Below are 26,162 nucleotides of genomic sequence, written 5' to 3' on the forward strand. Positions count from 1 at the left end.
GATGAGCCATCATGCCTCGATACGCGCTCCTGATCCTGCCCGCCTTCAACCGGGTCTACGGCGAGAGCTCCCCACGTCTGACCAGGGGCGAGCTGGCCGTCTTCAGCGACCACGCCATCGAGAACACCGTGCTGGACAGCGCGGAGACCACCATCGGCGGCGTCCCGTACATCACGTTCGAGACCGCAGAACCGCTCTCCGAGTCCGACGTCGCGCTGCTGTCCAACCTGTCCTCCGTCTACGCGGTCTTCGGCGTCGAGGGCGACCTGCTGCGCCCGCTGGCCATGCGCCCCCTCGACCGGCTGAGCAGCGACCTGCTGACCATCCAGAAATACGCCGGCAAGACCAACGAGCACTTCACCAAGCTGCTGCTCAACGTCACCGTGCTCGCCTCCGACCGGCCCATGTCCGGGAAGTTGTCGGTGTTCGACCCGATGTGCGGCCGCGGCACCACCCTCAACCAGGCCCTCATGTACGGCTACGACGCCTACGGCCTCGACGTCGACGGCAAGGACTTCGAGGCGTACACGACGTTCATCAAGACCTGGCTGCGCAACAAGCGGCTCAAGCACACCGCCGAGACCGTGCCGGTGCGGCGGGCGCGGGCGCTGGTGGGGCGGCGGCTCAACGTCACGTTCGGGCTGTCGAAGGAGGCCGTCAAGGCGGGCGACGTGCAGCAGCTCGCCGTGGTCAACGCCGACACGCTCAAGAGCCGCGAGTTCTTCAAGCCCCGCACGTTCGACGTCGTCGTGACCGACGCCCCCTACGGCGTCCAGCACGGCAGCAAGGGCGGCGGCGGCCTGTCCCGCAGCCCGCTGGAGCTGCTGCGGCAGGCCGTGCCGGTCTGGGCCGAGCTGCTGCGCCCCGGCGGCGCGATGGGCATCTCCTGGAACACCTACGGCGGCAAGAGCGCCGAGCTGGCCGCGATCCTCACCGGCGCGGGCCTGGAGGTCATGGACTACCCCGACTTCGAGCACTGGGTCGACCAGGCGATCGTCCGCGACATCCTGGTCGCCCGCAAACCCGCCTGACAAGCGAAGGCCGCGGCTCACCCCGTCAACCCGCCCGACGGACGAGGGCCGCGGCTCAGCCCGCGAACCCGCCTGACGAGCGAAGGCCGCGGCTCACCCCGCGAACACGGCCAGGGGCTTGGCGATCCGGCCCTGCTCCTCCACCAGCGCCAGCAGCTCGCCCTCCGGCCCGAACACGCCGATCGGCCCGGCTCCGAGCCCGGCCGCGGGCAGCCGGCCGCCGTGGCCGATCACGCGCGCCTCCTCGGCGGTCACGTCCCGGCGCGGGAACGCCGCCGACACCGCCTCGCCGATGGGCAGCACCACGCACTCCTCGGCGAGCTGGTCGATGCCGCGGGCCAGCGACAGGTCGTAGGGGCCGACCCGGGTCCGGCGCAGGCTCGTCAGGTGACCGCCGACGCCGAGCGCGGCCCCCAGGTCGCGGGCCAGGGCCCGGATGTAGGTGCCGCTGGAGCAGGTGACGACCGCGTCGACGTCCACGACGTCGCCGGCGGCCCTGATGTCGTGCACGTCGAAGCCGTACACGGTGACGGGCCGGGCCGCGAGCGCGACCTCCTCGCCCGCGCGGGCCATCTTGTACGCCCGCTGCCCGTTGACCTTGATGGCGCTGACCTGCGGCGGCACCTGCATGATGGCGCCGGTGAGCGCCTCGACGCCCTTGTGCACCTCGGCCGCGTCCACCTCCGCCGCCGACGCCGTGGCGACGGTCTCGCCCTCGGCGTCGTCGGTGTTGGTGGACACGCCCAGCCGGATCGTGGCCTCGTAGACCTTCTCGGTCAGCGCCAGGTGCCCGAGCAGCCGGGTCGCCTTCTCCACCCCGATCACCAGCACGCCCGTGGCCATCGGGTCGAGCGTGCCGGCGTGCCCGACGCGGCGGGTGCCCGCGATGCGCCGCATCTTGGCCACCACGTCGTGCGAGGTCCACTCGCCCGGCTTGTCGACGATGATCAGACCGCTCTCGGCCATCCAGCCTTCCCCAGCTCTCGTCTGAACTTGGCCATGGTCTCCTCCACGCTGTCGTAGGAGGTGAACCCGGCCGCGTTGTGATGCCCGCCGCCGCCCAGCGCGGCGCACACGGCCGCCACGTCGACCCCGCCCTTGGACCTGGTCGACACCTGCCAGTCGCCGTGGTCGTCCTCCTTGAGCACGACCGCAATCTCGGCCTCGTCGGTACGGCGGACGATGTCGATCATGCCCTCGATCTCCGAGTACGGCAGCCCGTACGCGGCCCGGTCGACCCGCGGCACGTACGTCCAGACCATCGAGCCCTCCAGCTGCACCCGGTCGAGCGCCCTGGCCAGCACCTTGAGGTAGCCGAACGGCGAGCGGTCCCACAGCTCGCGGGCGATCTCGTCGGTGTGCAGGCCCGTGGCCACCAGCCGGGACGCCATCCGGTGCACGGCCGGCGTGGTCGAGGCGTAGCGGAAGGAGCCCGTGTCGGTCACCAGGCCGGTGTACAGGCAGGTGGCGATGTCCCGGTCGAGGCTGCCGCCGAGCCGGTAGATGAGCTGCTCGGCCAGCATGGCCGTGGCCGCCGCTCGCGGGTCGATGAGGCTGTGCGTGCCGAACCCGGCGTTGGACGGGTGATGGTCGATCACGATGACCTCCTCCGCCCTGGCCGCGTTGGGGCTGAGCAGGCCCAGCCGCTCGAACGTGGAGGAGTCGAAGGTGATCATCAACGCCGGGGCCTCGGGATAGTCGGCCGGCGGGCACAACATCTCCTGCCCCGGCAGGAACCGCAGGATCCGCGGCACCGCGAAGTACTGGTCACCGAAGGAGGCCACGACCCGCTTGCCGATCGAGCGCAGCACGTAACCGACGGCCAGCATCGAGCCGAGCGCGTCGCCGTCGGGCGACACGTGACAGGCCAGGGCGACCTCGTCGACCTGGCCGATGAGCTGGACCGCGCGCTCCCAGGCGGCCTCGGGGATGTCCGTGGCCTCCTGGGAGGGCTGCTCGGCTCGGGCGCGCACGTGCGACGTCACGCCTGGTCGTCCTCACCCTCATCGGGCTTCTTGTAGGGGTCGGCCTCGCCGGCGTAGGCCGCGCCCTCGGCCCGGCGCGCCACCTCGGCGTCCCGCGCCCTGGCGGCGTTGATCAGGTCGTCGAGCTGGCGGGCGCTGTCGGGCAGCGGGTCGTGCCGGAACGTCAGCGTCGGGGTGAAGCGCACGCCGGTCTGGCGGCCCACCTCGGCGCGGATGATGCCCTTGGCACTCTCCAGGGCGGCCGCGGTGTCGGACCGCTCCGCGTCGGAGCCGAACACTGTGTAGAACACCGTCGCGTCACGCAGGTCAGCCGTGATCCGCGTGTCGGTCACGGTGACGAAGCCCAGGCGCGGGTCCTTGATCCGGCGCTCCAGCATCTCGGCGACGATCTGCTGGATGCGGTCGGCGAGCTTGCTCGCTCGTGCGGCATCCACCATGTTCGCTCCCCCTCACGCACGACCTGGCCGTGCTGTCGTTCAATCTTCGTCGTTGTAGAGGCGCTGTCTGGCTGACAGCAACTCGATCTCAGGGCGGAAGGCCACCATCCGCTCGCAGGCGTCCATCACCTCTTTGCAGTTACCCGCGGAGGCGGAGATCACCGCGACGCCCACCTCGCACCTGCGATGCAGGTCAAGATGGCCGGTCTCGGCCACCGCGATGGACGGGTAACGTCGCTGCAGCTCGGCGATCAGAGGCCGGACGACAGAGCGCTTCTGCTTCAGCGAACGCACGTCGCCGAGCAGGATGTCCAGGGTCAGAGCACCCACATACATCGTGTGAAACCACCGCTTGGCCTGGTGGGGTGGAAGCACGACCGGCCCGCTGCGGTGGGAAGGGGGCCCGGGCGTGCGAGAGGCGCCCGGCGGAGGTTCCGCCGGGCGCCCGGCCGCGGGTCAGGCCCGCGGCTTCTCCCGCATCTCGAACGTCTCGATCGTGTCGTCGATCCGGATGTCGTTGTAACCGACACCGATGCCGCACTCGAAGCCCTCGCGGACCTCGGTGGCGTCATCCTTGAAGCGACGCAGGGACGAGACGGTCAGGTTGTCGGCGATGACGACGCCATCGCGGATCACCCTGGCCTTGCTGTTGCGGACGATCGTGCCGGAGCGGACCAGCGAACCGGCGACGTTGCCGATCTTCGGCACCTTGAAGACCTCGCGGACTTCTGCGGTGCCCATCTGGACCTCTTCGAACTCGGGCTTGAGCATGCCCTTGAGCGCCGCTTCGATCTCCTCGATCGCCTGGTAGATGACCGAGTAGTAGCGGATGTCGACGCCCTCGCGCTCGGCCAGGTCGCGCGCCCGAGGCTCGGGGCGGACGTTGAAGCCGATGATGACCGCGTTGTCGTCGGCGACGGCCAGGTTGACGTCGTACTCGGTGATGGCGCCGACCGCGCGGTGCAGGACACGGAGCCTGACCTCGTCGCCGACGTCGATCTTGAGCAGGGCGTCTTCCAGGGCCTCCACCGAACCGGACACGTCACCCTTGATGATGAGCTTGAGCTCGTCGACGCGACCCTTCTCAAGGTCGCTGAACAGCTCTTCGAGGGTGCGGCGACGGCTCGACTTCGCCATGTCGGCGCTGCGCTTGCGCGCCGCGCGCTGCTGGGCGATCTGGCGGGCCATCCGGTCGTCGGTGACGACGATGAAGTTGTCACCGGCGCTCGGCACGGCCGTCAGACCCATGACCAGGACCGGACGGGACGGCGTGGCCTCCTCGACCGGGTCGCCGTTGTCGTCGAGCATCGCGCGGACGCGGCCGAAGGCCTCGCCACACACGATCGAGTCGCCCACGCGCAGCGTGCCGCGCTGGACCAGGACGGTCGCGACGGGGCCGCGGCCCTTGTCGAGGTGCGCCTCGATCGCGATGCCCTGGGCGTCCATCGTCGGGTTGGCCCGCAGGTCGAGCTCGGCGTCGGCGGTGAGCAGGATCGCCTCGAGGAGGTTGTCGATGCCCGTGCCGTTCTTCGCCGAGATGTCGACGAACAGGGTCGAGCCGCCGTACTCCTCGGCGACCAGGCCGTACTCGGTGAGCTGGGCGCGGACCTTGTTGGGGTCGGCACCCTCCTTGTCGACCTTGTTCACCGCGACCACGACCGGCACGTCGGCCGCCTGGGCGTGGTTGAGCGCCTCGATCGTCTGCGGCTTCACACCGTCGTCGGCCGCGACCACCAGCACCGCGATGTCGGTGGACTTGGCGCCTCGGGCACGCATGGCGGTGAACGCCTCGTGACCCGGGGTGTCGATGAAGGTGACCTTGCGGTCTTCGCCCTCGTGCGTCGTGGCGACCTGGTAGGCACCGATGTGCTGGGTGATGCCACCGGCCTCGCGCGCCACCACGTTGGTCTTGCGGATGGCGTCGAGCAGCTTGGTCTTACCGTGGTCGACGTGACCCATGACGGTCACGACCGGCGGACGCGCGGCGAGGTCGCCCTCGTCGCCCTCGTCCTCGCCGAACTCGATGTCGAAGGCCTCGAGAAGCTCGCGGTCCTCCTCCTCCGGGCTGACGACCTGGATGTTGTAGTCGAGCTCCGCGCCGAGGAGCTGCAACGTCTCCTCGTTGACCGACTGGGTCGCGGTCACCATCTCGCCGAGGTGCAGCATGATCTGCACGAGCGAGGCGGGGTTCGCGCCGATGCGGTCGGCGAAGTCGGACAGCGACGCGCCGCGCGGCAGGCGGATCGTCGCGCCGTTGCCGCGAGCGACCTGCACACCGCCGATCGCCGGCGCCGACATGTTGTCGAACTCCTGGCGCCTCTGACGCTTGCTCTTACGACCACGCGCGGGACGGCCGCCGGGACGCCCGAACGCGCCCGCCGTGCCACCGCCGCGACCACGGCCGCCGCCACCCGGACGACCGCCGAAGCCACCGCCGCCGCCACCGGGACCACCGGTGCCGGTACGGGGACCTGCGCCGCCGCCACCGGGACGACCGGCGAAGCCGCCGCCGCCACCGGGACGACCGCCGCCACCGCCGGGACGGCCACCGCCGCCACCGCCGCCGGGACGACCGCCACCGCCGCCGCCACCGGGACGCGGGCCACCGCCCGGACCGGCAGGACGACCCTGCGGCATCATCATCGGGTTGGGACGCGGCCCACCCGGACGCGGACCACCGGCGCCGGGACCCGGACGCGGACCGGCCGCACCGGGCGGACCGGGACGCGGACCCGCGGGACGCGGACCGGCCTCGCCGCCGCCACCGGGACGCGGCGGACGCGGCATCGCGCCGTCACGCGGCGGACCCTCACGACGCTCGCGCTGGCCGGGGCCACCGCCGTCGCGGTTGCCGCCGGGACGCGGCGGACGCGACTGGCCCATGCCGCTGGCGTTGGACGAGAACGGGTTGTTACCCGGACGCGGGCCACGCGGACCCGGCTTGGGACCGGGACCAGGACGCGGGCCGCCGCCTGCGGGCGCACCCGGACGCGGGGCCTGCTGCTGACCGCCGCCGCCACCACCGGAAGGCTGCCCGGGACGAGGCGCCGGACCGGGCTTGGGACCCGGACGGGCGGCGGGACCCGGACGCGGCCCCGGAGTCGGACGGGCGGGCGCGCCGGAACCGGCCGCGCTCTCGAAGCGGGCCTGCGGAGCCCCGGAGGTCTCGCCGCGCGCAGCCTCGGGCTGCTGCTGCGGCTGGTGGGGCATCGGCACCGGCGGACGCGGCTGCGCGCCGCCCGCGGGACCCGCGGGGCCGGGACGCGGACCTGGCCGCGGAGCCGGACCCGGACGCGGAGGAGTAGGGGTCGGCGCCTCCGCGGCGCCGTTGCCGGCCTGGTGTTCTGCCGGACGGGGCGCAGCCTTGGGCGGCTGCGGCCTGTTGGACGACGAACCGCCGCCCCTGGAGGGCCCACCCTTCGATGCGCCCAGAGCTTCGGTGAGCCTGCGGACCACCGGCGCCTCGATGGTGGAGGACGCCGAACGGACGAACTCCCCCATCTCTTGGAGCTTGGCCATGACGACCTTGCTCTCTACGCCGAACTCCTTAGCGAGCTCGTATACCCGGACCTTCGCCACTGCACTCCCTTACTCGGCCCGGGAGGCTGGCTGTGCCGTCCGGACCGTCGTTAACTTGACGTCTTCATCGCCGCGTGCTCATCAGGCGCTCATAGCAATCTGACTCCGCCCATCAACTCGGCGTCCTACATGACATTTCGTGATTCCTCCTCCAGGTGTGCCCGCACTCGCGAGACGTCAAGCGGCCCCGGCACGCGGAACGCGCGCGGGAACGCTCGGCGACGCTCGGCGAGCTCCAGACAGCTCAAGGACGGATGCAGCGATGCACCGCGGCCAGAAAGCCGTCCTCGCAGATCAGGGACCAGATGGTCCTCGATCCGCACCAGGCGGAGCAGCTCGGACTTAGCCGTGCGAACCCTGCAGCCCACACAGGTGCGCTGTGGGGCCGCGTGGCCACCATATTCCAGCTTACCGTGTTGACGCATCTACGGAACCGGCGGCATCCTCGGCTTGTGTGTCAGGCCGGATGTCAATGCGCCATCCGGTGAGCCTGGCGGCAAGCCGGGCGTTCTGCCCTTCCTTGCCGATGGCCAGCGAAAGCTGGTAGTCGGGGACCGTCACCCGTGCGACCCGTCCTTCGAGATCGAGAACCTCGACATGGGAAACACGGGCCGGCGACAGCGCATTCCCGACGAACTGCCCGGGATCCTCGGACCAGTCGATGATGTCGATCTTCTCGCCGTGCAGCTCGGTCATCACGCTGCGGACGCGCGAGCCCATCGGGCCGATGCAGGCGCCCTTGGCGTTGACGCCCGGCTTGCGCGACCGGACCGCGATCTTCGTGCGGTGGCCGGCCTCGCGGGCCACCGCGGTGATCTCCACGGTGCCGTCGGCGATCTCGGGCACCTCCAGCGCGAAGAGCTTCTTGACCAGGCCGGGGTGGGTGCGCGACAGCGTCACCGACGGCCCCTTGTGGCCCTTCTTCACCTGCACCACGTAGGCGCGGATGCGCTCGCCGTGCACGTAGTCCTCGCCCGGGACCTGCTCGGCGTGCGGCAGCACGGCCTCGATCTTGCCGAGGTCGACCAGCACCACGCGCGGGTCCTTGCCCTGCTGGATCACGCCCGAGACCAGCTCGCCCTCGCGGCTGGCGAACTCGCCGAAGTTGATCTCGTCCTCGGCGTCGCGGAGCTGCTGCAGGATGACCTGCTTGGCGGTGGTCGCGGCGATCCGGCTGAAGTTGCCCGGAGTGTCGTCGAACTCCCTGACGACGTCGCCCTCGTCGTCGAGCTCGGCCGCCCAGATCGTGACGTGGCCGCTGCCGCGGTCGAGCTGGGCGCGCGCCTTGGGCGCCGCGCCCTCGGTGCGGAAGTAGGCGATCAGCAGCGCGTCCTCGATCGCCTTGACGACCAGGTCGAAGGAGATGTCCTTCTCCCGCTCCAGGCTGCGCAGGACGCTCATGTCGATGTCCACGAGGCTTCCCCCTTAGCCTTCGTCGCCGTCGACGTCGTCGGTGTCGTCGATCCGGCGGAACTCCACCTGCACCCGGCCTCGGGTCAGGTCCTGGTAATCGAGCCGGCGGGCGGAGCCGGCGACGTCGAGGTCGACGCCGCTCTCGTCCGCCGCCAGAACGCGGCCCTCCACCACGGTGCCGTCTCTCATCTCGGCCTTCACCAGCCGCTTGGCGGCACGGCGCCAGTGGCGCGGCTCGGTGAGCGGGCGGTCGACGCCCGGAGAGGAGACCTCAAGGGTGTACGCGGCCTGCCCCATCACGTCGTCCTCGTCGAGCGCCGTGGAGACGGCCTGGCTCACGTCGGCGATGTCGTCGAGGCTCACGCCGCCGTCGCGATCGACGATCACGCGCAGCAACCGCCTCTTGCCCGCCTGGGTGACGGTGACGTCCTCCAGATCGAGGCCCTCCGCGCCGACCACGGGCTCCAGGAGCTTCATCAGGTGGTCGCGGGATGATGCGCTGCCCATATCGACCTCCCCTATTGTCATGTCTCAGCCGGGCGGACCTCGCCACTGGCTCTCCGCCGTCTGGCTGCGCAGCCAGCGACGACAGTTGACACCCTATCTGTACGGAGGCACGGAGAGAGCGCCACTCGTCGTGGTCGAGTGGCGGAGCGTCGCCTGACGGCGTTCCCGGGCACCAGCCCGTACGATGCTATCTGCGTCCGCAGTCACCTGGAGCCGTCGCCGTCGGCGCCCCGGTCACTGAGGTCCCTCGTCACCGGGTCCGTAGTCACCGGAGGTCCAAGCCCGTGCGCCCGCGTCACCTCTCCAGGCGAGCCGTGCTGGCGGGCGGAGCGGCCGCCCTGACGGCCTGCAGCGCCTCGGGTCCCGCCGGGCCCGCGACCCCGGCGCCCGACTCGCCCGAGACCGTCCTGCTGCGGCAGGTGGTCGCCGACAAGGAGCGCACGGTCGCCCTCTACTCGGCGCTGATCGCGGGCGGCGCCGACTCCCTGGAGCCCTTCCGCGCCCGGCACCAGGCGCACCTGGCGGAGCTGCGCAAATACCTGCCCGCGGGCCCGCCGCCCGCCTCCCCGTCCGTCTCCTCGCCCGCCGTGTCCGCGGCCGCCTCGCCGGGCGCGTCGCCCAGTGCCACGCCGTCGAAGTCGCCCAAGCCCACGCTGTCACGGCTGCGGGACGTGGAGCGCCGGGCCGCGGCGCAGCGGCCCCGTCAGCTCGCCGGCCTGTCTCCCGGCGTGGCCCAGCTCCTCGCCAGCATCGGGGCGTGCGAGGCGGTCCACGCCGTGTCGCTGCCCAAGTCGTCGTGAACGGGATCGTGATGAACAGGATCGTGGTGGCAGCGTCGTGATGGCCGGGGACGACGTCGAGAAGCTGCGCAAGGCTCTGGCCGCCGAGCACGCCGCCGTGTTCGCCTACGGGCTCCTGGGGGCGCGTACGACCGGCTCCCTGCGGGACCTGACCGGCGCCGCGTACGAGGCCCACCGGGCCCGCCGCGACCAGCTCCGCAATCTGATCATCGGCCGCGGGGGCCGCCCGAACGAGTCGGAGCCCTCCTACGCGCTGCCGTACGTGCCCACCGGCGCCGCGCAGGCCGCCCGGCTGGCCGTGCAGCTGGAGAACGGCGTCACGGCCGCCTACCTGGAGCTGGCCGCCGCCGCGGACCCGGCGCTGCGCAAGTACGCCGCCCTGGCCATGCAGGAGTCGGCGACCCGCGCCTACGCCTTCCAGCCGGCACCGCCCGCGGCCTTCCCCGGCATGCCGGGCAGCACCCCGCCCGCGACGCCGCCTCCCACGCCGGCACCGTCCCGCTCCGGCAGCTGACGACACCACGCCCGGCCCGGCACCACGGCCCGCCCCAACGTGCAGCCAGGACAGCAGCCCACCCCGAAAACGGAAGGCCGGCCCAACGGCTCGCCCCCTCGCAGAGCCAGGACAGCGGCCCGTCCCCACCATGACGGGACCGGACAGCGGCCTGCCCCCATCGTGACGGGACCGGACAGCGGCCCGCCGTGACGGGACCGGACAGCGGTCCCGGCCCCATCACGGGAGCCGGGACAACGGACCAGTCCCATCACCGGAGACGGGACAGCTACCCGGCCCGCGGGGGGGGTGGGTCAGCGGCAGGCGGCCAGGATGCGGGTGGCGGCCTCGGCGAGGGGGATCTCCTCCTTGACGCCGGTCACCCGGTCGCGCAGCTCGATGACGCCCTGCGACAGCCCGCGCCCGATCACCACGATCGTGGGCACGCCCAGCAGCTCGGCGTCCTTGAACTTGACGCCCGGCGAGACCTGGGCACGGTCGTCGACGAGCACCCGCAGCCCCTGCGCCTCCAGCTCGCCGGCCAGCTCAAGGGCGGCCTCGACCTGGTTCTCCTTGCCGGTGCCGACGATGTGCACGTCGGCGGGCGCGACCTCGCGCGGCCACACCAGGCCGAGCTGGTCGTGGGCCTGCTCGGCGATGACGGCCACGGCCCGCGAGACGCCGATGCCGTAGGAGCCCATGGTGATGCGGACGGGCTTGCCGTCGGGGCCGAGGGCGTCGAGGCCGGCGGCGTCGGCGTACTTGCGGCCGAGCTGGAAGATGTGGCCGATCTCGATGCCGCGGTCGATGGACAGCGGGGAGCCGCAGCGGGGGCAGGGGTCGCCGGCGCGCACCTCGGCGGCCTCGATCGTGCCGTCGGGGACGAAGTCGCGCCCGGCGACCACGTCGGCGGCGTGCTTGCCGGGCTCGTTGGCGCCGGTGACCCAGGAGCTGCCGGTGACGACGCGGGGGTCGACGAGGTAGCGGATCCCGAGCTCGCGCAGGATCTGCGGGCCGATGTAGCCGCGGACGAGGCCGGGGTGGGCGGCGAAGTCGGCGGCCTCGAAGATGGCGGGCTCGCCGGGCGCGAGTGCGGCCTCCAGGCGCTTGAAGTCGACCTCGCGGTCGCCGGGCACGCCGATGATCAGCGTCTCGACCTTGTCGGAGCCGGGGGTGGTGACCTTGACGACGACGTTCTTCAGCGTGTCGGCGGCGGTGACGGACAGGCCGTGGCGCTCGTTGACGTAGGACACCAGGGACTCGATGGTCGGGGTGTCGGGCGTGTCGAGGACCCGCATCGGCGCGGCGCCGTCGAGGTCGCGGGCGGGCGGCGCGGTGGTGGTGACGGCCTCGGCGTTGGCCGCGTAGCCGCAGGAGTGGCAGGCGACGAACGTGTCCTCGCCGGTGGGGGTGGAGGCCAGGAACTCCTCGGAGGCCGAGCCGCCCATCGCGCCCGAGGTGGCGAACACGATCTTGTACTCGATGCCGAGCCGCTCGAACGTGCGGATGTAGGTCTCGCGGTGCTGCTCGTAGGAGCGCTTGAGACCGTCGTCGTCGAGGTCGAAGGAGTAGGAGTCCTTCATGAGGAACTCGCGGCCGCGCAGGATGCCGGCCCTGGGCCTGGCTTCGTCGCGGTACTTGGTCTGGATCTGGTAGAGCGTGACCGGGTAGTCCTTGTACGAGGAGTATTCGCCCTTGACCATGTCGGTGAAGAGCTCCTCGTGCGTGGGGCCGAGGAGGTAGTCGGCGCCCTTGCGGTCCTGGAGGCGGAAGATGTTGTCGCCGTATTCGGTCCAGCGGCCGGTGGCCTCGTAGTACTCGCGGGGCAGCAGGGCGGGGAAGAGCACCTCCTGGCCGCCCATCCGGTTCATCTCCTCGCGGACGATCCTGGTGACGTTCTCCAGCACCAGCTTGCCGAGGGGCAGCCACGAGTAGATGCCGGGGGCCACGCGGCGGACGTAGCCGGCGCGGACGAGGAGCTTGTGGCTCGGCACTTCCGCGTCTGCCGGGTCGTCCCGCAGGGTGCGAAGAAACAACGACGACATGCGCAGCAACACGGCTACTCCTTGCTCGGGCCTGGATCTGAAGGATTACAGGCTATCGACTCGGGGAGCCGCGCCGCGCGGCGTTAATCGGGCGCGGGCCCGGATCGGCCCGGATCGCCGGATTCGCGGCCGGTACGCCGCTCAGGCCAAGAGGGGTCGGTACGCCGCTCAGGCGAGAGGGGCCGGTACGCCCGCTCAGGCCGAGAGGGGCAGCCAGCCGCCCACGAAGACGCCCAGGCAGACGGTGAGCAGTCCGGCGAAGACGGCCGAGACCGCCAGGGCGCGCACGCGGGCCCGCCGGTTCCTGCGCAGCACCACGACCAGGGCCACGGCCAGCAGCGCGACCACCGTGGCGGGTCCGGGCCAGAACGACTGCTCGCTGTCGATGAAGCCGGGGGTCGCCCGGTCGACGACGTCGGCGATCAGCAGCGCGCCGATCGCGCCCGCGGCCAGGTCGCCCCAGCGGTCCCGCCTGCGGGTGACGTAGGCGAGCAGGCCGAGGCCGACCAGCAGGCCGACCGTCCAGTTCAGCCCGGCGACGCCGCCGCCGATGACGTCGAAGCCGTCCACACCGCGCAGCGCGCCCGCGCCCATGGCCGCGACCACGGTGGACACGGCCGCGAGGAACGTGGTCAGCAGCGCCCAGCCGAACCCCGACGCGGTGGCGCCCACGACCATCGCGAGGGCCAGGTAGGCGTACGGGTCGTAGAGCTGGCCGAACCATTCCGGGCCCTTGCCTGCGGTGAGCATGCCGATGAGGCCGACGGCCAGTCCTGCCAGGAAGGCCGCCAGCACATGGCGTTCCATGCGGCGCAGCCGCCGGTCGCATTCGGCGAAGTCGGCGTACTCGATTGCGGTGTGGTTCATCTTCATTCCCTGGTCAATCCCTCCCCCGGAAATGTCTAGGGATGACCGCATCCAGATTATGTATCCATCCAAAAAAGGCAAATTTCGGTCATCCGTATTAAGGCAAGCAATCGCTTGGTTTACCATGCTCGGGTGACCCTCTCCGATGAGCTCGGCGCCGTCGTCCGTGCCTACCTCGCCGACCGGCCGGACGCGACGTGGCAGGCGTTCGCGCGGGACGTGGGCGCGGCGGGGCTGCTCGTGCCCGAGCGGTACGGCGGCGCGGGCTGCGGCCCGGCCGAGGCGGCGGCCGTGGCCGAGGAGCTGGGACGCGCGCTGTCACCCCACCCGTTCCTCCAGTCGGCCGTGCTGGCCGTCGGCGCGCTCATGGCCGACGGGGACGAGGACGCGCGGGCCCGGCTGCTGCCGGAGCTGGCCTCGGGGGCGGCGACGGCGACCGTCGTGCTGCCGGGCGACGGGGACCTGGCGCTGGCGGACGACCGGCTCTCCGGCTCGGCGCCGTACGCGCTGGACGGCGAGATCGTGCTCGTCTACACCGGCGGGCACCTGGTCGAGGCCGAGCCGACGCGGCGGACGGCGTACCCGACCATGGACGAGACCCGCCCCCTGGTCTCCCTGACCTTCGACCGCGCACCCGTACGAAGGCTGGGCCCGGGGACGTCGTGGGCCCGCGTACGCGACCTCGGGATCGCGGCCCTGGCGGCCGAGCAGACCGGCGGCGCGGCGCGCTGCCTGGAGATGGCCACCGAGTACGCGCGCTCGCGCCGGCAGTTCGGCCGGCCGATCGGCTCCTTCCAGGCGATCAAGCACAAGCTGGCCGACGTCCTGCTGCTCGTGGAGTCCGCCCGCTCGGCGGCACGGGCGGCGGCGGAGGCGGCGGCGGAAGCAGAGGCGGAGGTCTTCGCGGCCGTCGCGGGGTCGTACTGCGCCGAGGCCTACCTGACGGCGGCGGGCGAGAACATCCAGGTGCACGGCGGGATCGGGGTGACCTGGGAGCATCCGGCGCACCGGTATCTCAAGCGGGCCACGTCCGACGCCCAGCTCCTGTGCCCGCCGCGGACGCACCGCGCCCGCCTGGCCGCGCACGTCTTCGGCGAGGCGTGAGGCGGCTCAGCCGCCGAGCAGCTCCTCCCACGGATGGCGGGTGTTGGTGCGGCGGGTGGTGTCGAGCGCCTCGGCCAGACGCCACAACCCCGGCCGCGCGCGCACCCGTGCCCGGCCCATGGGGTCGATCGCGCGCAGCTCGAAGCGCACCCCCAGCACCTCCAGCACCGCCGAGCCCGCGCCCGCGGGGCCGGCGGCCGTGAGCGGCGCGCCGCCGGCGTCGCCGACCTGGCCGGCGAGCAGCGCGGCCACCTCCGAGGCGTACGGCCCGTCGCGCCACTCGATGTGCCAGCTCCGGTCGGCGCCGCGCCACCACGTCAGGTCGCGGCACGACTCGATGACGTCGGCCTCGGTCGCGAGGGCGGCCATGACCCGGCCGAAAGCCTCGTAACCGCGCGCGTCGGGGAGCGAGGGATCGTCGTCGCCATGGTCGTGGAACGTGCCGTCCTTCGACCGCCGCAGCGCGTGCTTTCGCCTCACGAGCAACCACTCTGATCGGCGGCGCGCCCTTCCCGCAAGTGTTCGGCCCTGATACGCTCTACCAAGCGAGCGCTTGGTTCACTACTTTCGCCGGAGGCGCGATGACGTCCCTACGGATCAGCCTGGGGTACGAACTGGAGGTCCGCGGCCGCACCCGCGGGGTCGAACGACAGGCGTTCCAGAACGTGATCGAGCAGGTCGTCCTCGGCGATCGGCTGGGGTTCGACACGGCCTGGTTCGTCGAGCACCACTTCACCAGGGGCTTCTCCCACTCCTCCGCCCCCGACCTGGTCCTCGCGGCCATCTCGCAGCGCACCGAGCGCATCCACCTCGGGCTCGGCGTGGTCCTGCTGCCGTTCCAGTCGCCCATCCGCACCGCCGAGCGGGTCGCCACCCTCGACGTGCTCAGCGGCGGCCGGGTCGAGTTCGGCACCGGACGCGGCGCCTCCCCCCTGGAGTACCAGGCCTTCCAGCGGCCGTTCGAGAAGTCGCGGCAGATCTGGGAGGACTCGCTGGAGGCCACCCTCGCCATCTGGCGCGCCGACGGCGAGCCGATCAGCAGGTCGAACGAGTTCTTCGAGATCCCCGACGTGGCCGTCTACCCCCGTCCGGTGCAGGAGCCGCACCCGCCCGTGTGGGTGGCCTCCACCTCGCTGGAGGGCTACCTGGCCGCCGCCCGGCACGGCTACAACCTGCTGGGCATGACGATGCTCAAGGGCATCGACGACGTCGCCGCCGACATCGCAAAATACCGGGAGTGCCTGGCCGAGAGCGGTTTCGACCCCGCCTCCCGGCGCGTGGCGCTGATGATCCCCTGGTTCGCCGCCCCCACCCGGGACGAGGCCACCGCCACCGCCGCCGACGCCGTCCTGTGGTACATCCGCCGCCAGGTCAACCTGGTCACCCCGCCCGACTACTACGACGCCCGGCACGCCACCCACCGCGTGCTGGGCCAGCTCGCCGCCGGGATGCCGCCGGAGGAGGCGATGGCCACCCTGCGCGAGCACCTCATGGTCGTGGTGGACGACGTCGAGGGCTCGCGCAAGGCCCTGGCCAGGATCGCCGAGGCCGGGGCCACGGACCTGATCATCCAGGCGCAGGTCGGCGGGCTGGCCCACGAGAAGGTGTGCGAGTCGATGACGCTGTTCATGAACGAGGTGGCCCGTTGACCGCCGCCCGCTGGCTGACCCGCGACGACCTCGCCTCGTCCGGACGCACCGCCGAAGGGCTGCTGCTCGTGGCGCCCGACCTGTCCAGCGTGTTCCCGCTCGGCCCCGAGGACGCCGCCGCCGCGACCGGGCTCACCGCGGCGGCGCTGCGCGCGGCCGGCGTCGGCGGGCGCGACCGGGTCGTGGTGGCGCTCGCCGAGCCCGCGGGCGCGCTGTGGACCGCCGCCGCCGCGCAGGTCGCGCGGGCCGCCGCCGCCGTCGGGCCGCGCGGCCGCCTGCGCCTGCACCACGCGCTGACCGCGCTCGGCGCGACCACGCTGGTCAGCACCCCGACGGGCGCGATGGACCTGCTGGCCCGCCTGCACCTGGAGTTCCTGCTCGACCCGCTCGACCTCGGGCTCGAACACATCGTCCTGACCGGCGAGATCGCCTCCAGGCGGACGATGGGACATCTGGCCGGCGAGTTCGGCTGCGCGGTCACCGACGTGCTGGCCAGCCCGTTCGGCGGGGCCGCGCTCGCGTTCAGGGCCGCCGAGGACGCGCCGCTCACCCCGCTCGCGGACGGCGTGCTGGGCCTCGCCTCGCTGACCAAGGACGACCTGGCCGGCCCGCAGGACGCGCTCGCCGAGCTGGTCCTCACGCCGTCCGGGCACTCCACGCTGGGCGACGCCGTGCTCAGGACCGGCCTGGTGGCCAGGGCCGACGGCTCCGGCGGCGCCGGGCTGCCCGCGCCCGCGCACACCGTCGGCGACCACGTGCTGGTCAGGGGCGTGTGGCTGGCGTTGCCGCGGGTCGAGAAGGCGCTGTCCAAGATCGACGGCGTGACCGGCTGGGAGCTGTCGGTCGAACGCCAGGGCACCCTGGACGCCGCCGCCCTGACCGTCTCCTTCGGCCGGGAGAGCCTGGTCAGGAACCCGATGTGGCGGTCGAGGATCGAGCAGGCCGTGCGCGCCCTGACCCCGATCTCGATCGACGTCCGCATCGCCCAGGACGTCCTGGAGACCCCCGTGCCCGGCACGGTGGACGACCGGCGCGGCCACCATCTCGGCCGGGACAGGGCCCTCGTCAGCTAGCGCGACGGAGTAGCCGATGGCATCGATGCCCGACTGGGGGACGCTCCCCCGCATGCTGCGCGACCAGGCCGCACGCCATCCGGACACCGTCGCGGTCGTCGAGGGCGGCGCGCGCGTCACGCTGTCGGAGCTCAGGACGGGAGCCGCCGAGGTGGCCCGCGGGCTGATCGCCCTCGGCGTGGAGCCCGGCGACCGGGTGGCGATCTGGGGCCCGAACTCGGCGTCGTGGGTGCGGCACGCGTTCGGCGTCTGGGACGCGGGGGCCGTCCTCGTGCCGTTGTCGTCGCGGTACAAGGGCATCGAGGCGGCCGGGCTGATCGGCCGGACCGGGGTGAAGGTCGTCATCGTCGGAGATCCGCCGCTCGCCGGCCTGCTGCCGCCCATGGACGCCCGGGTGGCCGTGCGCGCGGCCGGCGACCTGGAGGCGGGCGGGGTGAGCGCACGGGCGGTCGAGGAACGGGCGCTGGCGGTCGGGCCCGGCGACCTGTGCGAGATCATGGCCACGTCCGGCACCACGGGCACGCCGAAGGGCGTGATGCTCGACCACGCCCAGGTCCTGCGCGGCTACTGGGACTGGGCGGAGATCGTCACGCTGGACGAGCACGACCGCTATCCGGTGATCGCGCCGTTCAACCACGGGTTCGGGCTGAACGCCGGGCTCGTCGCGTGCGTGCTGCGGCGGGCCACGATGTTGCCGATCCCGGTGTTCTCGCCGGACGCCCTGATGTCGCTGATCTCCTCCGAGAAGGTGACGATCCTGGCCGGGCCGCCCACTCTGTTCGCCCGGATCCTGGACGAGCTGGACCGCGCCGACTGGGACGTCTCCTCGCTGCGGGTGGCCATCTGCGGGGCCGCCTCCGTGCCCGCCACGCTGATCACCCGGCTGGCCGAGCGGGTCGGCCTGGAACGGATGATCAACGCGTACGGGCTGATGGAGGGCACGGTCGTGTCCATGACCCGGGCCGGCGACCCCATCGACGTGATCGCGAACACCACCGGCAGGGCCGTCCCGGGCATCGAAATCAAGATCGTGGACGACGACGGCAAGGAGGTCGCGCCCGGCCGGCGCGGCGAGATCCTGCAACGCGGCTACGGCGTCATGCGCGGCTACTGGGACGAGCCCGCCAGGACGGCCGAGGTGATCGACGCCGACGGCTGGCTGCACACCGGCGACGTCGGCGTGCTGGACGAGGCGGGCAACCTCGCCATCGTGGACAGGAAGAAGGAGCTCTACATCGTCAACGGGTTCAATGTCTCCCCCGCCGAGGTCGAGTCGCTTCTGCTGCGCGAGGGCTCGCTGGCCCAGGCCGCCGTGGTCGGCGTGCCCGACCCGGTCTCCGGCGAGGCCGGCGTGGCGTACGTGGTGCCCCGGCCGGACGCCCGCGTCACCGCCGACGCGCTGCTGGCCTGGGCGAAGGCCAACATGTCCAACTACAAGGTGCCCAAGCGCGTCGAGGTGGTGGACGCGCTGCCCGTCAACGTCAACGGCAAGGTCGACAAGCTCGCCCTGCGCTCGCGGGCCGTCCCCGGATAGCGGCGTTTCAGGGGCTGCCATGAGGGGGCCCGTGAGCGAGAATCCGGTTGGACGGGTTATTCACCGGAGACGGGTTCACCTGCGGGCGACCGGGGATACATCGAGCACACGGGCCGGTTGCACCTCTTGGGACGCGTCCTCCGCGTCGCACCTTCACCGGCATGAGGAGGCAGCGTGGCGTTGCACGTGGCGGTCATCGGGTCCGGCCCGGCCGGGATCTACACGGCCGAGGCGCTGGTCAAGCAGTCGGCCGAGCCTGTGCTGGTCGACGTCCTGGAACGGCTGCCCACGCCGTACGGGCTGGTCAGGTACGGCGTGGCGCCCGACCACACCTCGATCAAGTCGATCGCGAACTACCTGCGCAGGGTCCTCGAACTGCCCCAGGTGCGCTTCCTCGGCGGCGTCACGCTGGGCGCCCATGTCTCGGTCGCGGACCTGCTTCGCGTCTACGACGCGGTCGTCTACTGCACGGGCGCGATGGTCGACCGGCGGCTCGGCATCCCCGGCGAGGACCTGCCGGGCAGCGTGGCGGCCACCGACTTCGTCAACTGGTACTGCGGCCACCCCGACGTCGATCCCGGCCGCTTCACGCTGGACAGCTCCGAGGTCGCGGTGATCGGGGTCGGCAACGTGGCCGTCGACGTCGTCCGCGTGCTGGCCAAGACCGCCGAGGAGCTGCGGCACACCGACGTGCCCCACGACGTCCTCGACCGGCTGAGCCAGAGCCAGGTCAAGGCGATCCACATGGTCGGCAGGCGGGGGCCCGAGCACGCCAAGTTCACCCTGAAGGAGCTGCGCGAGCTCGGCGAGCTGGCCAACGCCGACGTCTGCGTGCGCCCCGACGAGGCGGCCGTCCTCGGCGCCGACTTCCCGCGCCAGGTCCAGGGCAACATCAAGGTCCTGCAGTCGTGGGCCGGCCGCGAGCCCGTGGGCCGGCCGCGCCGCCTCGACGTGCGCTTCTGGCTGCGGCCGGTGGAGATCCTGGGCGCCGACCGGGTCGAGGGCCTCCGGCTCGAACGCACCCGCCTGTCGGAGGAGGGCCGCGTCGTCGGCACCGGCGAGTACGAGACGCTGCCCGTCGGCATGGTGCTGCGCTCGGTCGGCTACCAGAGCGTCCCGCTGCCCGGCGTGCCGTTCTCCGAGCGGACCATGACCGTGCCCAACGAGGCGGGCCGGGTGCGTCCGCGCGAGTACGTGGCGGGCTGGCTCAAACGCGGGCCGACCGGCGTCATCGGCACCAACAAGTCCGACGCCGCCGAGACGGTCCGCACGCTGCTGGCCGATCTGGAGGGCGAGTCCCTGGAGGGCGGCGCGCGGGCGTCGCGGCCGACGGTCGAGTCGCTGCTGGCCGAGCGGGGCGTGCGGCCGGTGACCTACGACGACTGGCTGGCCATCGAACGGGCCGAGGGCGAGCTGGCCAGGTCGCTCGGCCGGGGCGAACGCGTCAAGCTGGTCGGCGTCGACACCATGCTCCGCGCCTGCGCCCACCCGGAATGAGCCCGTACGTGCACGACGAGCCCGTGCCCGGCTTCGCCGAGGTCCACGCGGCGCAGCAGGCCCGCTACCCCATGGCCGAGCCGGGCCGGCAGCCGGTCCACACCGTCTACGTGCCGGCCGACCGTTTCTCCGCCTCGACCGTCGCCGAGTGGGGAGGGCGGGCGCTGTCGCTGGCCGAGGCGCATCTGGAGGCGTTCGCGCCCGGCGTGCGTGACCGGGTGCTCGGCAAGCTGGCCCGCGAGCCGGTCGAGGACCTGCGGATCGACTTCGAGGACGGCTACGGCGTGCGCCCGCACGAGGAGGAGGACGGGCACGCCGAACAGGCCGCGCGGGCCGTGGCCGGCCTGCACGCCGCCGGGACCCTGCCGCGGCGGTGGGGCCTGCGGGTGAAGTCGTTCGCCGACGGCGACCCGGCGAGGTCGGTGCGCACGCTCGGCGCCTTCCTGACCGGGGTGCTGGAGCGGGCGGGCGAGCTGCCGGCGGGGTTCACGGTGACGTTCCCGAAGGTGCTGATGGAGGCGTACCTCGGGCAGTTCGCGGGCGTGCTGGAACGGCTGGAGGCGCGGCTCGGCCTGTCCGGGCTGCGCTTCGAGATGCAGGTGGAGGCTCCCCAGACGCTGCCCTTCCTGCGGGCCGAGCTGCCCTTGACGCTCGGCGGGCGGCTGGCCGCGGCGCACTTCGGCGTGTTCGACTACACCGCCGCCATCGGCCTGCCGCCGCACGAGCAGCGGCTCGACCATCCGGCCTGCGACCACGCCAGGCACGTGATGCAGACGGCGTTCGCGGGCACGGGCGTCGAGCTGTCCGACGGCTCGCTGGCCGCCGGGCCCGCCTCCGACCGGGCGGACGACGTCCACGCCCTGTGGGGCAGGCATGCACAGCTGGTGGGCCATTCCCTGGCCCACGGCTTCCACCAGGGCTGGGACATGCATCCGGCGCAGCTCGTCAGCAGGTTCGCCACCGTCTACGCCTTCCACCTCGCCCACTACGACTCCTACCGGGAGCGCGTACGGGCCTGGGAGGAGCGGCGGGCGGCCGGGGGCGGCGTCATGGACGAGCCGGCCACCGTCAGGACGCTGGCCGCCGCCCTCCGCCGCGCCGACGCGGTCCTCTTCCCCTGAGCCGCGCCACGGGGGCCTGGGGGCTCAGTCGCGTTCGACCAGGGAGCGCCACTGCCGGACCAGCCGCCACTCGACGGGGTCCGTCCAGCTCGCCCGTACGGCCGAGCCCACGTGGAAGGCGCGGATGCCGTAGTCCAGCAGGTCGGGCACGTGAGCGGGCTTGAGCCCGCCACCGGCCAGGATGATCGACCCGTCGCCGGCCTCGGCCCTGGACCTGAGCGTGGACAGCCCCGCGCCGACGCCCTGGGGGGAGCCGGAGGTGAGCACGGTGGCCAGGTTGGGCAGCAGCCGCACGGCCCGCCAGGACGCCTGCACGTCGGCGGCGTGGTCGACCGCGCGGTGGAAGGTCCACGGGAGCGGCGAGACGGCGTGGATGAGGGCCTCGGTGGCCGCCAGGTCGACCGCGCCCGCGTCGTCGAGGAAGCCGAACACGAACCCGGCCGCGCCGGCCTGCGCGAGCGCCTTGGCGTCGCGGCGCAGCCGGTCCAGGACGTCGGGGTCGGCGGTGAAGTTGGCCTCGCAGCGCAGCATCACCATCTGGGGAAGGGGGCACTCCGCGGCGATCGCGGCGACCGTCTCCGGTGCAGGGGTGAGCCCGTCGGCCGCCATGTCGGCGACGACCTCCAGGCGGTCGGCGCCGCCCTGCTCGGCGGCCACGGCGTCGCGCACATTGAGCGCGATCACCTCAAGGAGGGATCCGGTCATGGCAAAGAGGTTATATGGCGCTCTGTCCACTTGCGCCGGAAACGCACGTGCCCATCGGGGCCGCTGCGGTACATGCCGACGAGGTGACCTGCCGCCTGACGTGAGGTGGCGCGCGACCACCGGCCGGGCCCGGCCCCCTTCCGGACCGGGTCCGGCCAGAGGGGTTCGCTAGGCGCTGATCAGCTCCGCGACCGTCAGGTCACGGAAGGCCGTCGTGGACAGGTCGCGCGACGGCCGCTGGAACAGCGCCCCGGACGAGCGGTGCGGCAGGTCCACGGTACGGACGTGCCGGAAGCCGCGCATGCGGTAGTACTCCTGCAGCCGCGGGTTGGCCTTGGCGCAGTCGAGCCGGAGCCAGGGCAGCCCGGCGGAGCGGGCCGCGGAGCAGGCCCAGTCGAGGAGCGCGTCGCCGAGCCCGCTGCCGGACCACGGCCTGGCCACGGCCAGCTTGTGGACGTACAGCGCGGCCCCCGGGTCGTCGGCCGGGGTCCAGAACTCCGGGTCGGCGTTGCCGTCGAGGGCGATGGTCGCCACGGGCGGGGCCTGGACGTCGGGGTCGAGATAGCGCAGCTCGTCGTCGAGCAGGTACAGGACCCGCTCCTCGATGAGCGGCTCGATCCGCTCGGGGCCGAATCCCTGCCGCGGCCACTGCCGCACTCCCTGGGTGTGCAGCCACTCGGCGGTGTCCGCGAGAAGCCTGAGCACGCCGGGAAGGTCCGCGGGCTCCGCGCGCCGGAGTGCGAGCGGGTGAAGGAGGGTGTTTGTGTGCATAATACAGCCCTTCGATGCGTTGGGTGCCCATGCCGACACACAGCGTGATGACGCAATGTCGCGCAGGGGCGATATGGGTCCTCAACCCGATATATATGGATAAATGGCGATTTAGGGGAGTATGCACGACTCCCCTAGGCCAGCGAGGCGGCTTTCTCGCTGCGCCCGGCCGGCGGGATCACCCCTTCAACCGAGCCCGTCAGCGGCGACGATCGAGCTCGTATCTGATCAGATGTTTGTCGGCGGGCAGCACCGACACAGCGACACGCACTGGCATGTCGGCCCCGTCGTATCCGACTCGGACGTAGACCATGACTGGCGTGCCGAGTTCGAGTTGGAGGCGCTCGGCCTCCTCCTGGTTGGGCATACGGGCCCAGATGTCGTCGACGACGCGTATCTGCGCGTGCCCGAGTTCTTCCAGAACCCTGTTCGCCCCGCGCGCGATGTCTCCGGGCCTGGCGATCTCGGAGTCGGCGACCAGATCACGGGGGAAGTAGGAGTCGTTGGTGTTGTACGGCTGGCCGTCGACGAACCGCAGGCGGCGACGCACGACCGCCAGCTCTCCGTCGGCCAGTTCCAGCCTGCTGGCGATCTCCTCGACGGGAGAAACCGTCAGCACTTCAATGTACTGGCTCGGGGCCCGGCCTTCCTGCGCAACGGCGTAGGCGAAGGCCTCCTTCAGTTCTCCGGTGGGCTGCGGCTCCAGCTCGCGCTGCGGGTAGATGAGCAGCGGCCTGCGGTCGCGGACCACCGTGCCGCGCCTCGGCGTGCGCGTGACCAGCCCCTCGTTGACGAGCTCCCCGAGAGCCAGCCTGACGGTGTTCCTGCTCACCCCGTGGTCTTCCATGAGCTGTGCCTCGGTCGGCAGCTGCGCCCCGGGGCCGAGGACACCCGAGTAGATGGCTCGACGCAATTCCGCCGCCACCTGCTGATACAGCACCGACCTTGCCACTTTCACCCCTTTTGTTCCAACAATTTAGACGATCTGGTTCTAGCAGGCCACAACCCCTTGACCGAAGCCCCTCGACCGGCCCATCATCCATTCGTTGGTACAAATCCATCTAAAGGCCGGTGAGGGGGTGGAGGCCAAGTGTTGCCGGTTCTCTCGGACACGCCGTTCCTGCCCTGGCAGGACCCCCGCGAAGCAACTCGTTTACTGCGTTACGCGTTGCGGCGCGACGGGTTCTCCCACAAGCACCAGAGCAAGGAAAAGGCGATGTCCGTGCTCTCGGTGTCGACCGAACCGACCGTGTGGTGCATAGACGGATCCTTTGTCTGGAACGAGGAGGGTGGCGCCCCCGTCACGCACCCCATCGATGACCCTGTCGGCGCGGCTCGACGCAGCACCGTTCGTCACCGGCGGCACGTGCCTTCGCACACCCCCACCGACTCCGTGCGCGAACTCGCGGCCTAGGACTCCATCCCTCGCCGGAGTCCTGGCGTCGCCGCGCACGGGGCAGGAAGCGCGTCCTGGCGGGTCCCCCACGCCCGCCAGGACGCGCCTTCCTCCGAGGGACCCTCTTGCGCCGCCGTACCGCCCCCGTGCCCGGAGGGCTGCGCGCCGTCCGAGCCAGGCCCGGGCCGGCGGCAGGAGTCAGCGGTCGTGACCTCGGTGTCACGTCTGTCGCCGAGTCGCTACCGCACACGTACGCCGCCACGTCCGGGTCGCCTCCATGGTTGACGCCTCAGCTTCATCATCAACCCTCACGGGCCAACCTGTAGGCACCTTCGCAATGGTGGGACTGGTGGGAATTTCCGGTACGAATCGAATGTCCGGTTCTGGACCGATCAGCGGGAGGATGTGCGCTCGGGCGAATGGGCATCCGCGTCCCCGTCCAGGGGCTCCCAGTCGAGCAGGGTCAGCCGGTCGTCGATGCGCGTGCGCACCCCTCGTACGCGCTGGCCGGGCAGCGGCTCGGGAGCGGCGCCGCGCCAGTTCCCGTGCACCAGGCAGCCGGGGACGGCGTCCAGCCGGACCATCACCACGACGTACGGCTCCTCCGAGCCCGGCAGGAAGGGCCGGCGGTTGACGATCCAGCTCTCGACCACGCCCTCGGCCGGCACCGGGAGCCACCGCCACGCCTCGCCCCGGCAGGACGGGCAGAAGGCCCGCGCAGGGAAGCGCGCGGTGCCGCAGCCGTCGCAGCGCTGCACCGCGAACCCCTCCCGCGCCAGGCGCTCCCACCACTCGGCGGAGTCGCGGTCGGGCTCGGGACGGGGACCGTGGGTCATGGGTCACGACCTCCTGAGGATCAGCGCGGAGGTGGCGGGCAGGATGTAGCCGGGCTGGGCCGTCGAGAGCGCCACCTCGGCGCCGGGGATCTGGCGGTCGCCGGCCTCGCCCCGGAGCTGGGCGACCGCCTCGGCGACGTGGTTGAGGCCGTGCACGTACCCCTCCGACAGGAAACCGCCGTGGGTGTTCACGGGCAGCGCGCCGTCCGGAGCCGTGGCGCCCGACTCCACGTACGGGCCGCCCTCGCCCTTGGCGCAGAAGCCGTAGTCCTCCAGCTGCACGATCACCGAGTACGTGAAGCAGTCGTAGATCTCGGCCACGTCCACGTCGCCGGGGCCGAGGCCGGCCTGCGTGTACAGGCGCGGGGCCAGGGCGGCGGCCGCGGTCACCGTGGGATCGGCCGGACCCGTGCCCGACAGGTGGGACGTGCCGCCGCCCCAGGCCGCCGCCGAGATCAGGACGGGGTGGCGGCGCAGGTCGCGGGCTCGTTCCGCGGTGGTGACGACGAGGGCGCAGGCGCCGTCGGTCTCCAGGCAGCAGTCCAGCAGGCGGAACGGCTCGGCGATCCACCTGCCGGCCAGGTAGTCCTCCAGCGTGATCGGGGTGCGCATGAGGGCCCGCGGGTTCTTGACCGCGTTGGCGCGCTGGGTGACGGCGACGCGGCCGAAGTGCTCGGGCCTGGTGCCGTACCGGAGCATGTGGGCGCGGGCGTACATGGCGTACTGCTGCGGCGGGGCGAAGTAGCCGTACGGGGCCTGGTACTGGACCTCGGGGCTGACCGGCACGCCGCGCCCGGTGCCGCCCATGCGGAACTCGGAACGGGCGTTGATCGCGCGGTAGCAGACGACGGTCTCGGCCATCCCCGTCGCCACGGCCAGGGCGGCCTGGCCGACGACGGCGTGCGAGACGCTGCCGCCGCCGAACTGGTCGAGGTGCCAGGCGAGGTCGGGCAGGCCGAGGGCGGGGGCCACCAGGGAGGGCGCGGCCGAGTCGCCGACGCGGTGGGTGGCCAGGCCGTCCACGGCGTCCGGGGGGAGGCCGGCGTCGTCGAGGGCGGCCAGGACGGCGCGGCAGGCCAGGGTGAGGGTGCTGACGCCCGAGTTCTTGGTGAAGGGGGTGTAGCCGATCCCCGCTATGGCGGTCACATCCCGGAAATCAAGCAAGCGCTTGGGCACACAGAGCACGCTATGCCGACCTTTTTCGCCATGTCAACCGGCGACCCGGCCACCGGACCGCGAGCGGCAACCGGGGCGGGCTCCGGGCGGGTTGACAGGGTCTCCGGAACGAGCCTAGTGTCCAAGCAAGCGCTTGGTATGTA

The 26,162-nt window shown here is 72.2% G+C and carries 26 protein-coding genes; 10 read left to right on the forward strand and 16 right to left on the reverse strand.

Features of this window, described 5'->3' with window-relative positions:
- Window positions 1-11 precede the first annotated feature (11 nt).
- Window positions 12-1,031 carry a TRM11 family SAM-dependent methyltransferase gene (locus ACWEJ6_RS18380; protein ID WP_387682055.1) on the forward strand — a complete coding sequence of 340 codons (1,020 nt, stop codon included), beginning with the start codon at window positions 12-14 and terminating at the stop codon, window positions 1,029-1,031.
- Window positions 1,032-1,124: 93 nt separating this feature from the next.
- On the opposite strand, the gene truB is transcribed toward ACWEJ6_RS18380, so the two are convergent.
- The 8 genes from truB to rimP all read right to left on the reverse strand — a co-directional run bounded on the left by truB (window position 1,125) and on the right by rimP (window position 8,952).
- Window positions 1,125-1,997 (reverse strand): tRNA pseudouridine(55) synthase TruB, encoded by an 873-nt coding sequence (truB, locus tag ACWEJ6_RS18385; protein ID WP_452424841.1) that lies wholly within the window; start codon window positions 1,995-1,997, stop codon window positions 1,125-1,127.
- Window positions 1,979-3,016, reverse strand: coding sequence for a DHH family phosphoesterase (locus tag ACWEJ6_RS18390; protein WP_364340294.1), 1,038 nt, complete (start codon window positions 3,014-3,016; stop codon window positions 1,979-1,981). The genes truB and ACWEJ6_RS18390 overlap by 19 nt, the downstream gene beginning before the upstream one ends.
- Window positions 3,013-3,453 carry a 30S ribosome-binding factor RbfA gene (rbfA, locus tag ACWEJ6_RS18395; RefSeq protein WP_358298430.1) on the reverse strand — a complete coding sequence of 147 codons (441 nt, stop codon included), beginning with the start codon at window positions 3,451-3,453 and terminating at the stop codon, window positions 3,013-3,015. Before rbfA ends, ACWEJ6_RS18390 begins: the two co-directional genes overlap by 4 nt.
- 39 nt (window positions 3,454-3,492) lie before the next feature.
- A complete protein-coding gene (locus tag ACWEJ6_RS18400; protein WP_352320823.1) occupies window positions 3,493-3,789 on the reverse strand; it encodes a DUF503 domain-containing protein in 297 nt (98 codons plus the stop codon).
- A 120-nt stretch (window positions 3,790-3,909) separates the two neighbouring features.
- Window positions 3,910-7,032 carry a translation initiation factor IF-2 gene (infB, locus tag ACWEJ6_RS18405; protein ID WP_387682047.1) on the reverse strand — a complete coding sequence of 1,041 codons (3,123 nt, stop codon included), beginning with the start codon at window positions 7,030-7,032 and terminating at the stop codon, window positions 3,910-3,912.
- A 125-nt stretch (window positions 7,033-7,157) separates the two neighbouring features.
- Window positions 7,158-7,457, reverse strand: a complete 300-nt coding sequence (locus ACWEJ6_RS18410) for a YlxR family protein (RefSeq protein WP_352365338.1) — start codon at window positions 7,455-7,457, stop codon at window positions 7,158-7,160.
- A complete protein-coding gene (nusA, locus tag ACWEJ6_RS18415; protein ID WP_452424845.1) occupies window positions 7,441-8,445 on the reverse strand; it encodes a transcription termination factor NusA in 1,005 nt (334 codons plus the stop codon). The genes ACWEJ6_RS18410 and nusA overlap by 17 nt, the downstream gene beginning before the upstream one ends.
- 12 nt (window positions 8,446-8,457) lie before the next feature.
- Entirely contained in the window at window positions 8,458-8,952 is a 495-nt protein-coding gene (gene rimP, locus ACWEJ6_RS18420) for a ribosome maturation factor RimP (protein WP_358298436.1), read from the reverse strand.
- Window positions 8,953-9,236: 284 nt separating this feature from the next.
- On the opposite strand from rimP, the gene ACWEJ6_RS18425 reads away from it, so the two are divergent.
- Together ACWEJ6_RS18425 and ACWEJ6_RS18430 are read left to right on the forward strand one after the other, a co-directional pair.
- The gene (locus tag ACWEJ6_RS18425) at window positions 9,237-9,752 is read left to right on the forward strand and encodes a hypothetical protein (protein ID WP_452424847.1); all 516 of its coding nucleotides are present in this window, start codon (window positions 9,237-9,239) and stop codon (window positions 9,750-9,752) included.
- A gap of 40 nt (window positions 9,753-9,792) precedes the next feature.
- Window positions 9,793-10,266: a ferritin-like domain-containing protein gene (locus tag ACWEJ6_RS18430; RefSeq protein WP_452425027.1), complete on the forward strand. Its 474-nt coding sequence runs from the start codon at window positions 9,793-9,795 to the stop codon at window positions 10,264-10,266.
- A 293-nt stretch (window positions 10,267-10,559) separates the two neighbouring features.
- On the opposite strand, the gene ACWEJ6_RS18435 is transcribed toward ACWEJ6_RS18430, so the two are convergent.
- Complete coding sequence (locus tag ACWEJ6_RS18435) at window positions 10,560-12,302, reverse strand: proline--tRNA ligase (protein WP_452424849.1); 1,743 nt, start codon at window positions 12,300-12,302, stop codon at window positions 10,560-10,562.
- 183 nt (window positions 12,303-12,485) lie between these two features.
- On the reverse strand, window positions 12,486-13,157 hold the full coding sequence (locus ACWEJ6_RS18440; RefSeq protein WP_452424851.1) for a hypothetical protein: 672 nt from the start codon (window positions 13,155-13,157) through the stop codon (window positions 12,486-12,488).
- Window positions 13,158-13,289: 132 nt separating this feature from the next.
- Between ACWEJ6_RS18440 and ACWEJ6_RS18445 the strand changes: the two genes are divergently transcribed.
- A complete protein-coding gene (locus ACWEJ6_RS18445; RefSeq protein ID WP_452424853.1) occupies window positions 13,290-14,261 on the forward strand; it encodes an acyl-CoA dehydrogenase family protein in 972 nt (323 codons plus the stop codon).
- A gap of 6 nt (window positions 14,262-14,267) precedes the next feature.
- Here the strand turns inward: ACWEJ6_RS18445 and ACWEJ6_RS18450 are convergent, their stop codons facing one another.
- Window positions 14,268-14,741 (reverse strand): hypothetical protein, encoded by a 474-nt coding sequence (locus tag ACWEJ6_RS18450; protein WP_352365354.1) that lies wholly within the window; start codon window positions 14,739-14,741, stop codon window positions 14,268-14,270.
- 101 nt (window positions 14,742-14,842) lie between these two features.
- Between ACWEJ6_RS18450 and ACWEJ6_RS18455 the strand changes: the two genes are divergently transcribed.
- The 5 genes from ACWEJ6_RS18455 (at window position 14,843) to ACWEJ6_RS18475 (ending at window position 21,135) form a co-directional block, all read left to right on the forward strand.
- Window positions 14,843-15,910, forward strand: coding sequence for an LLM class flavin-dependent oxidoreductase (locus ACWEJ6_RS18455; RefSeq protein ID WP_397160897.1), 1,068 nt, complete (start codon window positions 14,843-14,845; stop codon window positions 15,908-15,910).
- Complete coding sequence (locus tag ACWEJ6_RS18460) at window positions 15,907-16,983, forward strand: hypothetical protein (protein ID WP_452424856.1); 1,077 nt, start codon at window positions 15,907-15,909, stop codon at window positions 16,981-16,983. The genes ACWEJ6_RS18455 and ACWEJ6_RS18460 overlap by 4 nt, the downstream gene beginning before the upstream one ends.
- Window positions 16,984-16,999: 16 nt before the next feature.
- The gene (locus tag ACWEJ6_RS18465; RefSeq protein WP_452424858.1) at window positions 17,000-18,517 is read left to right on the forward strand and encodes an AMP-binding protein; all 1,518 of its coding nucleotides are present in this window, start codon (window positions 17,000-17,002) and stop codon (window positions 18,515-18,517) included.
- Window positions 18,518-18,691: 174 nt separating this feature from the next.
- A complete protein-coding gene (locus tag ACWEJ6_RS18470) occupies window positions 18,692-20,014 on the forward strand; it encodes an FAD-dependent oxidoreductase (protein WP_452424860.1) in 1,323 nt (440 codons plus the stop codon).
- 8 nt (window positions 20,015-20,022) lie between these two features.
- Window positions 20,023-21,135 (forward strand): DUF6986 family protein, encoded by a 1,113-nt coding sequence (locus ACWEJ6_RS18475; protein WP_452424862.1) that lies wholly within the window; start codon window positions 20,023-20,025, stop codon window positions 21,133-21,135.
- Window positions 21,136-21,159: 24 nt separating this feature from the next.
- Here ACWEJ6_RS18475 and ACWEJ6_RS18480 read toward each other — a convergent pair whose 3' ends face one another.
- The 3 genes from ACWEJ6_RS18480 to ACWEJ6_RS18490 form a co-directional block, all read right to left on the reverse strand.
- Entirely contained in the window at window positions 21,160-21,840 is a 681-nt protein-coding gene (locus ACWEJ6_RS18480) for a copper homeostasis protein CutC (protein WP_387682012.1), read from the reverse strand.
- A 168-nt stretch (window positions 21,841-22,008) separates the two neighbouring features.
- Window positions 22,009-22,545, reverse strand: coding sequence for a GNAT family N-acetyltransferase (locus tag ACWEJ6_RS18485; protein WP_358298461.1), 537 nt, complete (start codon window positions 22,543-22,545; stop codon window positions 22,009-22,011).
- A gap of 265 nt (window positions 22,546-22,810) precedes the next feature.
- Complete coding sequence (locus tag ACWEJ6_RS18490) at window positions 22,811-23,563, reverse strand: GntR family transcriptional regulator (protein WP_352319883.1); 753 nt, start codon at window positions 23,561-23,563, stop codon at window positions 22,811-22,813.
- A gap of 138 nt (window positions 23,564-23,701) precedes the next feature.
- On the opposite strand from ACWEJ6_RS18490, the gene ACWEJ6_RS18495 reads away from it, so the two are divergent.
- Window positions 23,702-24,025 (forward strand): hypothetical protein, encoded by a 324-nt coding sequence (locus tag ACWEJ6_RS18495; protein ID WP_452424865.1) that lies wholly within the window; start codon window positions 23,702-23,704, stop codon window positions 24,023-24,025.
- 374 nt (window positions 24,026-24,399) lie between these two features.
- Here the strand turns inward: ACWEJ6_RS18495 and ACWEJ6_RS18500 are convergent, their stop codons facing one another.
- Both ACWEJ6_RS18500 and ACWEJ6_RS18505 read right to left on the reverse strand, forming a co-directional pair.
- Window positions 24,400-24,843 carry a Zn-ribbon domain-containing OB-fold protein gene (locus tag ACWEJ6_RS18500; protein ID WP_452424867.1) on the reverse strand — a complete coding sequence of 148 codons (444 nt, stop codon included), beginning with the start codon at window positions 24,841-24,843 and terminating at the stop codon, window positions 24,400-24,402.
- A gap of 3 nt (window positions 24,844-24,846) precedes the next feature.
- Window positions 24,847-26,007 carry a thiolase C-terminal domain-containing protein gene (locus ACWEJ6_RS18505; RefSeq protein ID WP_452425029.1) on the reverse strand — a complete coding sequence of 387 codons (1,161 nt, stop codon included), beginning with the start codon at window positions 26,005-26,007 and terminating at the stop codon, window positions 24,847-24,849.
- Between the last annotated feature and the right edge of the window lie 155 nt (window positions 26,008-26,162).

The organism is Nonomuraea sp. NPDC004702 (assembly GCF_053601695.1).

What these genes read in the sequence shown, in the direction of transcription:
- rbfA (WP_358298430.1), bottom strand. Translation starts at nt 3,453, where the DNA reads ATGGTGGATGCCGCACGAGCGAGCAAGCTCGCCGACCGCATCCAGCAG.
- ACWEJ6_RS18480 (WP_387682012.1), bottom strand. Translation starts at nt 21,840, where the DNA reads ATGACCGGATCCCTCCTTGAGGTGATCGCGCTCAATGTGCGCGACGCC.
- ACWEJ6_RS18455 (WP_397160897.1), top strand. Translation starts at nt 14,843, where the DNA reads ATGACGTCCCTACGGATCAGCCTGGGGTACGAACTGGAGGTCCGCGGC.
- ACWEJ6_RS18430 (WP_452425027.1), top strand. Translation starts at nt 9,793, where the DNA reads ATGGCCGGGGACGACGTCGAGAAGCTGCGCAAGGCTCTGGCCGCCGAG.
- ACWEJ6_RS18400 (WP_352320823.1), bottom strand. Translation starts at nt 3,789, where the DNA reads ATGTATGTGGGTGCTCTGACCCTGGACATCCTGCTCGGCGACGTGCGT.
- ACWEJ6_RS18440 (WP_452424851.1), bottom strand. Translation starts at nt 13,157, where the DNA reads ATGAACCACACCGCAATCGAGTACGCCGACTTCGCCGAATGCGACCGG.
- rimP (WP_358298436.1), bottom strand. Translation starts at nt 8,952, where the DNA reads ATGGGCAGCGCATCATCCCGCGACCACCTGATGAAGCTCCTGGAGCCC.
- ACWEJ6_RS18500 (WP_452424867.1), bottom strand. Translation starts at nt 24,843, where the DNA reads ATGACCCACGGTCCCCGTCCCGAGCCCGACCGCGACTCCGCCGAGTGG.
- ACWEJ6_RS18410 (WP_352365338.1), bottom strand. Translation starts at nt 7,457, where the DNA reads ATGCGTCAACACGGTAAGCTGGAATATGGTGGCCACGCGGCCCCACAG.
- truB (WP_452424841.1), bottom strand. Translation starts at nt 1,997, where the DNA reads ATGGCCGAGAGCGGTCTGATCATCGTCGACAAGCCGGGCGAGTGGACC.
- ACWEJ6_RS18380 (WP_387682055.1), top strand. Translation starts at nt 12, where the DNA reads ATGCCTCGATACGCGCTCCTGATCCTGCCCGCCTTCAACCGGGTCTAC.
- ACWEJ6_RS18465 (WP_452424858.1), top strand. Translation starts at nt 17,000, where the DNA reads ATGGCATCGATGCCCGACTGGGGGACGCTCCCCCGCATGCTGCGCGAC.